This is a genomic window from Eubacterium sp. 3_1_31 (assembly GCF_964249515.1).
Taxonomy (GTDB): Bacteria; Bacillota_I; Bacilli_A; order Erysipelotrichales; family Erysipelotrichaceae; genus Longicatena; species Longicatena caecimuris.
Window position 1 is genome coordinate 15,047 of record NZ_CAXUBY010000008.1, and the last position, 12,878, is coordinate 27,924.

Consider the following 12,878-nt stretch of genomic DNA (forward strand, 5'->3'; position numbering starts at 1 on the left):
TGAGTAATATGAAAGATTTGATATCCATTGTAACGCCAACCTACAATGGAGAAAACTTTATAGCAGAAACAATTAAAAGTGTACAGGCGCAAACATATGAACATTGGGAAATGCTCATTGTCGATGATTTATCTACGGACAATACGGTAGAAATCGTAAAGGCATTTGCAGCCCAAGATGCCCGAATCAAATTTTTCATATTACCGGAAAAAGGCGGAGCATCCCTTGCCCGCAATAAGGCAATAAGGGAAGCGAAGGGAGCCTATATCGCATTTCTGGATGCAGATGATCTATGGAAACCAGAGAAGCTAGAAAAGCAACTGGCTTTTATGAAAGAAGCGCAAGTAGCCTTTTGTTATCACCATTATTCCTTAATAGATGAAGCAGGACAAGCGTTACATATTCGCAGGATCGCACCAGAAAAGCTTTCCTTTCATAGAGCCTTATTAGGCTGCTCCATCGGTTGTTTAAGTGTCATGTATCATGCCAAAGCAGTAGGCTTGATTCAAATTGAGCGATTAGATAAACGCAATGATGATGCATTATGGCTGAAAATATTAGAAAAATGCCAATGGGGTCGCTTATTGGATGAGGACTTAGCGTACTATCGCATTGTTGAACGTTCCTTATCTTCAGGATCAAAAGTAAAATTGCTGAAGTATCATTATCGTCTGTATCGTAACATCATGAACTATCATGCAATAAAGAGCCTGTATTATACAATTTGTAATGTTTTTGTTTATTTTTATAATAAAAAAAGGAGGGAGATCAGACTATGAAGATTGCCGTTGCCGGTACGGGATATGTGGGACTTTCCATTGCGGTTCTCTTATCTCAAAAACATGAGGTAGTTGCTTATGATATCCTTCCGGAAAAGGTGGATATGATCAATCATCGCATATTGCCGATTAAAGATGCAGAAATGGAAACTTATTTTCAAGAAAAAGAATTGCATTTAAGAGCAACCAATGATGCGCAAGAGGCCTATCGTGATGCTGATTACATTGTCATTGCAACACCGACCAATTATGATGATCAACAAGATCACTTTGATACAAGTGCCGTTGAAAGTGTAATCGAAGAGGCACTCGCATATAACCGACATGGCAGCATTGTTATCAAATCAACGATACCGGTAGGATATGTCAAAAAAGTCAGAGAAAAATATCAGACACAGCGTATTCTGTTTTCTCCTGAATTTTTACGCGAAGGCAAAGCTTTGTATGATAACTTATATCCATCACGTATCGTTGTGGGAGAGCAAAGCGAAGAAGCAAGGATTTTTGCAGAACTGTTGAAAGAAAGCACTTGTGTCAAGGATGTGCCGGTGCTCTTAACTCAGCCTACCGAAGCCGAAGCAATTAAATTATTTGCCAATACTTATTTGGCAATGCGTGTGGCATTTTTTAATGAAATCGATACCTATTGTGAAATCAATCAGTTGAATACTCAGCAGATCATTCATGGCATCGGTTTAGATCCACGCATCGGGAATCATTATAACAATCCATCTTTTGGCTATGGCGGTTACTGTCTGCCAAAAGATACCAAACAATTAAAAGCAAACTTTGCTGGTGTACCAAACAATATCATTACGGCTGTTGTCGATGCCAATGATACAAGAAAACATCATATCGCCAATAGAATTCTTCAAAAACATCCGAAAACGATTGGCATTTATCGTTTGACGATGAAGAAAGATTCTGATAATTACCGCGAATCTGCCATCTTTGATGTGATTGAATTATTAAGAGAACATGCTGATATTTTGATATACGAGCCAACGATGCAAGAAAGTAAGCTGCATGGATTACCGCTAGAACGTGATTTAGAACGCTTTAAAGCGATGAGCGATGTCATTGTGGTCAACCGTTTAGATGAAAAGCTGCAAGATGTAAAAGAAAAGGTGTATACAAGAGATATTTATGGCCGCGATGAGTGATAAAAAAGTGGAAGTGTTAATCACGACCGTGAATTGTAAAAATCCAGAAGCATTGTTGCAGCAAATGCATATACAAAGTGCAGCGTGTATCGGAAATCAGTGTGAAGTAAATCGCATCGATACCATTCAAGCATCGGGAGGTTCATATATTGTATACAATTTTAATGAACGCGGTGTCGGATTGAATCGAAATAACTTATTGATGAGAACTAAGGCAGAGTATTGTTTATTTGGTGATGATGATCTGGTCTATGTGGATGGATATGAAAACATAGTTAAGGATGCATTTCAAACATATCCGGATGCGGATGTCATCCTCTTTAATTTAGAGGAAGAAACATCAGGCAGATATAAAATTCAAAAGCCATTTAAAGTCAATTACTTTAACTTCATGCGTTTTGGCGCTGCCCGTATGGCTGTTAAAAGAACAAGCATACAGACCAGAGGCATTTTATTCAATCTTTGTTTTGGGGGTGGTTGTGCCCATGCGCATGGCGAAGATACGTTATTTTTAAACAGTTGTTTAAAAGCTGGCTTGCATATTTATGCATTACCCATAACGATTGCGACTTTGACAGAGGTAAGAGCATCCTCTTGGTTTCACGGCTATGATGAAAAATATTTTTTAGATAAAGGATTGCTATATTATGTTATGAGCAGAAGATTTTATCCTTTTTTAATTTTACAGGATGCCTTGCGTCATCATAAAACGTATGATAAAACAATTGGCTATCTAGTGAAAACAATGAAACGAGGTGTCGCAGATGAGCGAAAACGAAGAATGCAATAACCTTGTCTTTTCGATCATTATCCCGGTGTACAATACAGAGAAGTATGTGGAAAACTGTGTTGCCAGTGTGCTGCAGCAAGCGTTTCCTGTGGAGGCCTATGAAATCCTTTTGATTGATGATGGTTCTGTGGATGCTTCAGGTGCTTTATGTGATCAGCTTGCACAACAATATGAGCAGGTAAGGGTGTTTCATCAATCCAATCAGGGATTGTCCATGGCACGCAATAAGGGCATATCAAAGGCAAAAGGCAGCTATATTCTCTTTTTAGACTCGGATGATGCCTTAGCAACCGATGCCTTTCTTCCATTGTATGAAATCATCAAACAGCATTCCTATGATATCATTGTCACGGATATGAACATCATCACTTCCACAACACAAAGCTATTGCAGACACAGCCATCAGCGATTGTATGAAGAAATGGATGGCAGGACTTTTTTACTACAAGAATTAAAACATCACAGTATGCATATGGCAGCGGTAATGAATGTGTATCGAAGAGCCTTTCTTTTGGAAAATGCATTGACCTTTAAAAGCGGTATCTTACATGAAGATGAACAGTTCACTCCAAGAGCTTTTCTAAAGGCTGCTTCCATCATTGCCATTGATCATTGTTATTATCGTTATATGATAAGAGAAAATTCAATTACGACGAATAAGAAGTTATATAAAAACGTAAAAGATCTTTATGAAACCTTAACGGAATTATCGCTTATCTATCAAAAAGAAGAAGCGCCATTGCGCTCTTATCTGATGGAAAGTCTGTTGGAAAAATATTTATATATGTATGCCAAAGCGGGTGTTTATCAATCGGCATATGATGGCATACGCAATAAGCAATTTGTTAAAGGGAAAGCAAAATCATTAAAAAACAAGGCGAAGGTCTGTTTATTTACCATAAGTGATCGCATGTATTGCAAGATACATCCTCATAAGGAGGGGTAAAGCATATGATGAATGCGTTAAGAGCATGGTGGACAAAAACAGATAGGATGAAAGAGCTGAAAAAGATCAATCTTGGCTATCTGTTACTGTCAACTCTCTTTTATTACAGTACCGTATGGGAAGATATCGAATGGCTATGCTATCTGTTGTATTATGGCATTCCTTTTCTTTATCTGTGCTATCATTATGAGTGGGTCATAGATTGTATTCGTATCTGTATGCGAAGCTGTTTAAAGTACTATTTGGGTGCCATCTTGTTCATGGCGCTGCTTAGTTTGGTATTGCCTTGTCTTTATCAGACATATGATTTTTCTTACTTTTTGATTCGCATTTTGCAGATTGGTAAGGAAGGGCTGAAAATCCTGTTTCTTTTTCTTATTTTTATCCGCTACATTTCTCCTGAAGGAGATTATCTTTTATTTATGAAATACTTTGTGTTAGCAACCTGTATGTATATCTTGGGCACGTGTGTGATCATTGCGATTCCTGGTTTGCGTGATCTTTTATTGCAATTGAATAAGGCGGATGAAAATACGATTCGATTAGCTTATTTACCATCGTATATCACAAGATTTGGATGGTGTGGGTTTTCCGGCTTTACCTATACCTTGCGTTGTTCCTTGGCTGCTATGTTTCTGTGCTATATCATCTATTTGCAACAGGAACAAAGTTTTACTTTCCATACGATCTTATTGATGATCGTTATCCTTGGAAACTTTTTCTATGGTCGTATCGGAATCGCTGTAACAGCTATCTATGTGTTTCTGCTTTTTGTTGTTTTATGGATGAAAAAACGAATGCTGTGGAAACGCTTATTGCTTATGATGGTGATAACTTGCGGTATGCTTTCCATAGCCTTTCTCTTATCCGAACAAGTGCGTGTATGGCTGCGTTGGGTTTTTCAATCCTTCATCAATTATTCTGAGCAAGGCAGTTTTTCCACAACATCTACTCAATCGCTAAAAGAAATGTATTTTACACCAAATGGTAAGACGCTTTTGCTAGGTGATGGCTATTATACGGATGCGGATGGATTATATTATATGGGAACGGATGTAGGCCTTTTCCGTGCTGTTTTATTTGGCGGCATTGGTTTTCAAATGCTTCGCTATACTTTGCTAGGTAGTTTATTGTTTGAATATAAGCGCTGTTTACCGGTGCATTTGCATAGACTTCTGCTCTTATTACCTATTTTATTTATCATTTATGAAATGAAGGGGGAAAGCATTTGCCCGATCATTTCTATTCTATTTGGTGTGGCTTTGCTTATCACCTATCAGAAGGAAAGAAAGAAAAGCGGTGAAACCTATGGATATTTCCATCATAATTCCGGTCTATAATGTAGAACGATATCTCAAGGATTGTTTGGATTCCATCATCCAACAAAGCAACGAGATCATGCTGCAGGCAATCATTGTAGATGATGGAAGCAGTGATCATTCACAAACAATTGCAAAACACTATACAATGTTGTATCCGGATATATTTGAATATCATCGAAAAACAAATGGGGGCTTAAGTGATGCCCGCAATTATGGGGTACGCTTTGCGAAAGGAACCTATTTAATGTTTTTAGATAGTGATGATTATTTGCGAGAGGATGCCTGCTTCGCACTGTTCACATGTTTAAAAAAGACGCAGGCAGATGTTGTGCTATATGATTATATTTCCTTTGATGAGCATCAACAAAAAGCAGTGACCATGCTTGCCAGTGATTCTGGGTTTATAAGTGATCGACAATATTTGCTTACGCAGCCGACCGCATGGAATAAAATTGTCAAAACAGAAGCGTATAAACAACATCACATCACATTTCCTAAAGGTATTTGGTATGAAGATCGGGCAACGACTGGGGCGTACATCAATTTTGCGAAACGCATCTATTATCTTCAGCAACCGCTGTATTATTATCGCCAACGAACCAATTCGATTATGAATCAGCAGATGTATCATCCAAAGATGCTTGATATGAAAACAGCCATTGCCTATATGCTAGAACAGCTTGATATACAGCGATACCATGATGAAGTTGAATACATATGCATCAGTAATCTTATTTATCAAAGTGGTGAACGGCTGTTACCACATCATAAAAAGGAAGAAATGGCGATGTTTGTTCGTTATATGAATGATCTTTTTCCAAATTGGGAAAAGAATCCTTATTATCTGAAACGCAGTAAATTGTATCAAAGCATCTGTAAGGCAATCAAACAAAATCACCTGGGAATTGCCCGACGCCTATTTCATCTTAAAAATAAAATGGTATAATGTTAAAGATAAAGGAGCAGGGTATGGATAAAATTATTGCGGTTATTGTAAGCTATAACCGAAAGAAATTATTAAAAGAGGCATTGGAGCATCTGTTGCATCAGCAAAACGTCAAGTTCGACATCCTCATCATTGATAATGCAAGTACAGATGGCACCAAAGAATATATCGTTGACTATTTACAAAAGGATAACATCCTGTATCACAATACAGGAGCAAATTTGGGAGGCGCCGGCGGCTTTTCATTAGGGGTTAAAATGGGCGTTGAAAAAGGCTATGACTATGTTTGGATCATGGATGATGATACCATGGTCAAAGAGAATGCCTTGGATGAATTGTTGAAGGCGAAAGAAATCCTCAAAGAGAACTTTGGTTTTTTATGCAGCGATGTAAGATGGATCGATGGCAGTGCTTGTGCCATGAATGTTCCTAACATAGATGAGAATTGGATACAGGACAGTGCATATCTTGAAAACGGCATCGTAAAGGTAAAACAATGCTCATTTGTATCCTGCTTTATCCCATCGCGTGTCGTTAAGAAGGTAGGCCTTCCCATCAAAGAGTTTTTTATTTGGGGGGATGATGCGGAGTATACCAAACGCATCTCTTTACAGTATCCATGCTATTTTGTTGCCCGCAGCAAGGTCATCCATAAGATGCTCAGCAATACCCCTACCGATATCGTAGCAGAATCCAGTGATCGTTTGTTTCGCTACAATTATGCGTATCGAAACATGTATTATGTAAAAAAGCTAGAAGGCGGTAAGCTGAATATGTTGCTGTTTTACTATCGGACATTTTTAGAAATTGTTCGAATACTTAAAAGTAAGGGAAAAGGAAAAGGGAAAAAGATAAGGATCCTATGCAAAAGTATGCATCAGCGTAAAAAATTTCATCCGGAAATAGAATATATTGAGTAGAATGAAAAGGAGATAACTTATGAAGAAAAGTGTAAAAATGAATTATATCTTCAATTTAGGTTATCAGCTGTTACTCATAGCCCTTCCGCTTATTACGACACCCTATATATCAAGGGTATTAGGTGCCAAGGCGATTGGTACTTACAGCTTCACACAATCCATCGTTACTTACTTCACTTTATTAGGATGTATCGGTTTAGGATTGTATGGGCAACGAGAGATTGCTTACCATCAAAATGATGCGCTGCAAAGAACAAAGATTTTATATGAATTGATCCTGTTAAAGGTGATTAGTATTGCGCTTAGTTTAGGCATCTATTTCATCGTTTTCCAAACCTTTGATGAATATCGTTCCTTATTCTATATTCAGATGATTGATATATTTGCAAATGTGTTTGATATTAATTATTTTTATCAGGGATTAGAAAACTTTAAGAAAATTATCGCAAGAAATATTACGGTGCGCTTTATCAGCATCATATGTGTGTTTGCTTTCATAAAGTCGCCTCAAGACCTGCCGTTGTATATTTTGATTCAATCTTTATCCCTTCTCTTCGGTAATCTAAGCATGTGGATTGCATTGCCCAACTACATAGTTAAACTTGATCATGTGAAGTTAGAAATAGGGAAACATGTAAAACCAACACTGATTCTGTTTTTTCCCCAAATTGCCGTTTCCATTTATACGGTATTGGATCGCACGATGATTGAGGTGTTAACGGGCAATACCGAAGAAATCGGATATTATGAACAAGCACAAAAAATTGTAAAATTAGCACTGACGATTGTCACTTCCTTAGGAACAGTGATGCTGCCGCGGATATCCAATCTGTTTGCGGATCATGATATGCATAAGATTAAAGAATACATTTATCAATCCTTGCATTTTGTTATGATGATTGCGATACCGATCATGTTCGGCATCATGGGCATCGCACCTAATCTTGTCCCTTGGTTTCTCAGTGAGAAATTTATGGCAAGTATACCATTGGTGATGATGACGGCACCTATCATTGTCTTTATCGGTATCAGTAATGTGATCGGTATTCAATTCCTATTGCCTACCAGAAGACAAAAAGCCTATACCTTATCAACCATCATGGGCTCTATCGTCAATTTAATATGTAATCTCTTACTAATTCCAGGATTACTTTCCATGGGGGCAACCATCGCTTCTGTGATAGCCGAAGCATCGGTTACTGCTTTTCAATTATATTGTGTGCGTGAGGATATTGATATTAAAAAAGTATGGAAAGAAAACAGACATTATCTGCTTGTAGGAGCCTGTATGTTTGGTGTTGTATACGCGTTAAGTGTATTTTTAACCCCAAGTATCATGCATACCCTTTTCATCATTAGCGTAGGTGTCGTTATTTATTTTGTTATACTTTTCATATTAAAAGATAAATATATTTACACCATCATGCAAACAGTAAAAGATAAGCTGCGTGTAAAAAGCAGCTAAAGGAGGAAGACCATGAACTATTCATATGTGATTGTCGGTGCAGGACTGGCAGGGATCACGATGGCCGAGCGCTTGGCTGCACGTCATCAAAAAAATATTTTATTGATTGAAAAACGCAATCACATCGGAGGTAACGTCTATGACAGTTACAATGAAGATGGCATACTGATCCACAACTATGGGCCACATATTTTCCATACGAATAATAAAGAAGTATTTGACTATTTAAGTAACTTTACTGAGTGGATTCAGTATCAGCACCATGTGTTATCCTTTGTTGATGGCCGCTTATTGCCAATGCCGATTGGTGTGGAAACGATTAATCGTTTATATAACTTGCATTTATCTGTATTTGAATTTGCACAATTCATCGAACAGCAGAGAGAAAAACGCACGAAGATTGAGACCAGTGAAGATGTTGCCTTGGATAAAGTTGGACGCGATATTTATGAAAAATTCTTTAAAAATTATACAATCAAACAGTGGGGGACAGATCCCAGTGAGCTGGATACTTCCGTAATCAGCCGAATCCCTTTACGTTTTAACCGTGATACGCGTTACTTTGCCGATCAATATCAAGGGATGCCGCGACTGGGGTATACAAAGATGTGTGAGAACATGCTGAAAAGCAAACACATCCATATTCTGTTGAATACCGATTATCGTGATGTCTTGGATGGGATCACCTACGACACACTGATCTATACCGGACCAGTTGATGCGTTTTATCAATATAAATATGGGAAATTAAAATATCGAAGCATCGATTTTAAAATGGAAACCTTAGATGTAGCATCTTATCAAGAAGAAGCTGTCATTAATTATCCAAACGATTATGCGTTTACCCGTATTACCGAGTTTAAAAAATTAACCGGTCAAACGCATGCGAAAACGACTATCATGAAAGAGTACCCATGCTTTAAAGATGAGCCTTATTATCCTTATCCAACCAAAGAATGGTTAGCGAAGTATCAGCAGTATGAAGCTTTGATGAAAAAAGAAAAAAATGTAGTCTTTGTCGGTCGCTTAGCAGAGTACAAATACTATAATATGGATGCCGTTGTGGAAAAAGCGTTGAAATTAGCAGAAAACTTATAAAAAAAGAGGAGGGATGGCATATGAAGAAAAAGAAAATAACATCATATTTTGCAAACATCACTCCTTTTCAATTGGCTTTCCTTATCAATGCGCTTTTTCTGATCTGTTATCTGATCAGTGGTACTATGAAGTATGAAGTCAGTGATGACTTTATGATGGAAGTCATGGTCTCTGGCGCATATACAGGTACACCGTCTCCTTATATAATGTTTATGAATCCATTGATTGGTTTATTTTTATCAACATTATATAAGTTGCATGCTTCCCTAAACTGGTATTTTTATTTCCAGGTTGCAATGATCTTTCTGTCACTGACGGGGATCACTTATTTGATCTTGAAGAAGAAAAGAACTTTGTTCACACTGTTGCTGGCAGTGTTGTTTATTGGCTTTTTCAGTAATGATCTTTATCAACTCATGCAGTTTACAAAGACAGCAACGGTGACAATTGGATGTGGATGTTTCTTTTTGATTACGGCAATCGTACAAAAAAATATATCGTATAAACGTTTACTTCTAGGAGCTTGTTATGTATTGATAGGCACTATGATACGCAATAAATGCTTTTATATTACAGTAGCCTTTCTGTTTTTGACATGTTGTTTGTTATTTTTACGCCATCTTAAACAAAACCAATGTTCTTATAAAGTAATGATAAAACCTCTTTTTATCTTTGCGTGCACACTTGGCATCTGTTATGCATTTGTTTATGGCAGCAGTAAAGTATTTACCAGTATGCATCCTGACTATGCAGCATATAAAGAATACAATGAGGCCAGAGCAATCATCACCGATTATCCCGTGGATGGCTATCAGAATCTGAAAGATGACTTATCCGCAATTGGGGTATCTGAAAATGATTTTTATAATCTTGCTCATTTTGGTTATGGCGATACCCAAATCTATGATGCAGACTATGTGAAACAAGTGAGTGAAATCATAGCAGCGCATCGCCTGCAGGATACACCAAGCATTTTACGTATCGGATACAATATGTTAAAACAAAGATATGATAAGTACATCAGTGTCTTAGGCTGTCTGGCTATCGGACTTGCCGTATTCATAAAAAAGTCGCGTTCTTTTCTGCTTATCTTTGCTAATGTTTTAGTAACCGGTGTTTTGCTTATTTATATCTTCTATCAAGGGCGTGTGGTGTATCGGGTAGAATACTCCATCTTCTTATCCCTGGCTATCAGCATTTTGTGCTATGATCATTTTTTGACACAGGAACACACCTATCCATTAGAACGTTTCCTTCCGGCAGGCATCGTTATTTTACTATTGATGCATATTCCAAGTTTTCTTCCTAATACTCATCAAAATTTTGCCGTGATGTTTAATTCCTGGGAAAATCATGTCGGAAAATATCGTGCTTCCTTCATTGATAATCGTCAAGAAGGAATACTACAAGAAATGCAGCAGCATCCTAACCGTATATACTATTTAGGATTTCAAACGACAATACAGACAATGTATTTGAATTATGATCCACGCTTCGTGATGGAACCGAACATGTTTAACAATGCGATCTATCTGGCTGGTGTTGATAGTTTTCATCCAAGCCGGATGCAGTGGCTGCAAGAACATAAATTAAAAGGTACGATGGAAGAATTATTGGATAAAGATGTCTATTTAATTGAGAATATTTATCAGGAAGAAATGTTAAACTTCATAAAGGAACATTACGATGCCACTGCTCGATTGACGCAATATGCTGTAATTGATGGCTATCAAATTTGGAAAATCGAAGCAAATTAAAAGTTGTACTGTACTTACCTGAAAAAGGGATTTTCTATACAATTTAGAATCATCTGACGAAGGGATGATTCTTTTTTTAGCATTTTTTTGTATAATTCAATATTGCTTATTTTAGATGGTATGAAATTATAGTACTTTATAAACGGTAATTATTACCAATTGAGGTTGACGGAAAAGAAAATTCGCGTTATAAATGTATATGTAATTTGAAGCATCTGGTTAAGATTACTTATATTTTCTTGTTTAATAAAGTATACGATTATAAATAAACGCCAAATTTCCATGATTTGGTGTTTTTTCTTACTTTTTAAGTTGTTTTTCTATAGTTTTAAAGCTATATAAAATCGTATACATTGTTACATATAGGCTACGATACCAGGTTGCTTTGATTCTTTGTCCATATGAGAAAAGCCACCAGTGAACATGTCATGAAATAGTTGGCGACTATGCAAACGACCATTTTTACTGGTGTGTATCAAGCGATGATGCATGATAGAGCAATTGGCGAAAGCTGTACTATAAGAAATAAAAAAGTAAGTATTATGGGCAGAGGGGATTGAATTTTATTGTATAACAGAGTAGAATTATATAGCAATAAGCAAATTTAATTATTGGAGAGGATATGAAATGAAAACATACTTAGTAACAGGCGGAGCAGGTTTTATTGGGAGTAATTTTGTTTATTATTTATTAAATAAATATGATGATATTAAAATTATCAATGTTGATAAATTAACATATGCAGGAAATTTGGAAAATTTAAAACAAATTGAAGAGGATGAACGTCATATCTTTGTACAAGCGGATATTTGTGATGAAGCAAAGATCACACAGTTATTTGAAACGTATGATATTGACTATGTCGTCAATTTTGCGGCGGAAAGTCATGTGGATCGCAGTATTCTGCATCCGGAAATTTTTGTGGAAACAAATGTAAACGGAACCGTGAATTTATTAAAGATTGCCAAAAAATATTGGGAGATTGGCGATGATACTTATAAAGACGGGGTGAAGTATTTGCAGGTATCCACAGATGAGGTTTATGGTTCTTTGGGAGATGAAGGATATTTTACGGAAGAAACACCAATTTGTCCGCATAGTCCCTACAGCGCTTCTAAGGCGAGTGCGGACTTATTTGTAAAAGCATTTGCCGATACTTATAAATTTCCTATCAATATCACACGTTGCAGTAACAATTACGGACCATACCAGTTCCCTGAGAAATTAATACCACTTGTTTTCAATAATACATTAGAACATAAGAATTTACCGGTATATGGCGATGGTATGAATATTCGTGACTGGTTATATGTAGAAGATCATTGCAAAGGTATCGATATGGTCATTAACAGTGGCCGTTTAGGTGAAGTTTACAACATTGGCGGTCATAATGAGCGAACCAATATCTTTATTGTCAAGACGATTATTAACTATGTGAAAGAACATATTGATGCTACTGTCGGCGAACATATGATTACCTATGTGACAGATCGAAAAGGGCATGATAAACGCTATGGCATCGACCCTCATAAAATTAGCGAAGAGCTTGGCTGGTATCCAGAGACGAAGTTCGAGGATGGCATTAAACTGACATTGGCATGGTATAACGAGCATAAGGAATGGATTGAACATATTACAAGCGGTCAATATCAGGAATATTATAAAACAATGTATGAAGGGCGGTAATGACAT

At 36.9% G+C, this 12,878-nt stretch carries 11 protein-coding genes; all 11 read left to right on the plus strand.

Annotated features, from left to right (window positions below; translation table 11 throughout):
• Positions 1-8: 8 nt before the first annotated feature.
• The 11 genes from ACESSZ_RS05025 to rfbB all read left to right on the plus strand — a co-directional run bounded on the left by ACESSZ_RS05025 (position 9) and on the right by rfbB (position 12,872).
• On the plus strand, positions 9-779 hold the full coding sequence (locus tag ACESSZ_RS05025) for a glycosyltransferase family 2 protein (protein ID WP_008686987.1): 771 nt from the start codon (positions 9-11) through the stop codon (positions 777-779).
• Entirely contained in the window at positions 776-1,942 is a 1,167-nt protein-coding gene (locus ACESSZ_RS05030; RefSeq protein WP_499842700.1) for a nucleotide sugar dehydrogenase, read from the plus strand. The genes ACESSZ_RS05025 and ACESSZ_RS05030 overlap by 4 nt, the downstream gene beginning before the upstream one ends.
• The gene (locus tag ACESSZ_RS05035) at positions 1,926-2,732 is read left to right on the plus strand and encodes a hypothetical protein (protein ID WP_412293044.1); all 807 of its coding nucleotides are present in this window, start codon (positions 1,926-1,928) and stop codon (positions 2,730-2,732) included. Before ACESSZ_RS05030 ends, ACESSZ_RS05035 begins: the two co-directional genes overlap by 17 nt.
• The gene (locus ACESSZ_RS05040) at positions 2,707-3,678 is read left to right on the plus strand and encodes a glycosyltransferase family 2 protein (RefSeq protein WP_132224959.1); all 972 of its coding nucleotides are present in this window, start codon (positions 2,707-2,709) and stop codon (positions 3,676-3,678) included. Before ACESSZ_RS05035 ends, ACESSZ_RS05040 begins: the two co-directional genes overlap by 26 nt.
• A gap of 5 nt (positions 3,679-3,683) precedes the next feature.
• On the plus strand, positions 3,684-5,018 hold the full coding sequence (locus tag ACESSZ_RS05045) for a hypothetical protein (protein ID WP_132224957.1): 1,335 nt from the start codon (positions 3,684-3,686) through the stop codon (positions 5,016-5,018).
• Complete coding sequence (locus ACESSZ_RS05050; RefSeq protein ID WP_196028655.1) at positions 4,987-5,946, plus strand: glycosyltransferase family 2 protein; 960 nt, start codon at positions 4,987-4,989, stop codon at positions 5,944-5,946. Before ACESSZ_RS05045 ends, ACESSZ_RS05050 begins: the two co-directional genes overlap by 32 nt.
• Before the next feature lie 23 nt (positions 5,947-5,969).
• Complete coding sequence (locus tag ACESSZ_RS05055; RefSeq protein WP_412293046.1) at positions 5,970-6,866, plus strand: glycosyltransferase family 2 protein; 897 nt, start codon at positions 5,970-5,972, stop codon at positions 6,864-6,866.
• A 19-nt stretch (positions 6,867-6,885) separates the two neighbouring features.
• Positions 6,886-8,331 (plus strand): flippase, encoded by a 1,446-nt coding sequence (locus tag ACESSZ_RS05060; RefSeq protein ID WP_412293048.1) that lies wholly within the window; start codon positions 6,886-6,888, stop codon positions 8,329-8,331.
• A gap of 12 nt (positions 8,332-8,343) precedes the next feature.
• Positions 8,344-9,429, plus strand: coding sequence for a UDP-galactopyranose mutase (gene glf / locus ACESSZ_RS05065; RefSeq protein WP_196028653.1), 1,086 nt, complete (start codon positions 8,344-8,346; stop codon positions 9,427-9,429).
• 20 nt (positions 9,430-9,449) lie between these two features.
• Positions 9,450-11,186: a hypothetical protein gene (locus ACESSZ_RS05070; protein ID WP_412293050.1), complete on the plus strand. Its 1,737-nt coding sequence runs from the start codon at positions 9,450-9,452 to the stop codon at positions 11,184-11,186.
• 627 nt (positions 11,187-11,813) lie between these two features.
• Positions 11,814-12,872 (plus strand): dTDP-glucose 4,6-dehydratase, encoded by a 1,059-nt coding sequence (gene rfbB, locus ACESSZ_RS05075; protein ID WP_008687006.1) that lies wholly within the window; start codon positions 11,814-11,816, stop codon positions 12,870-12,872.
• Positions 12,873-12,878: the final 6 nt, after the last annotated feature.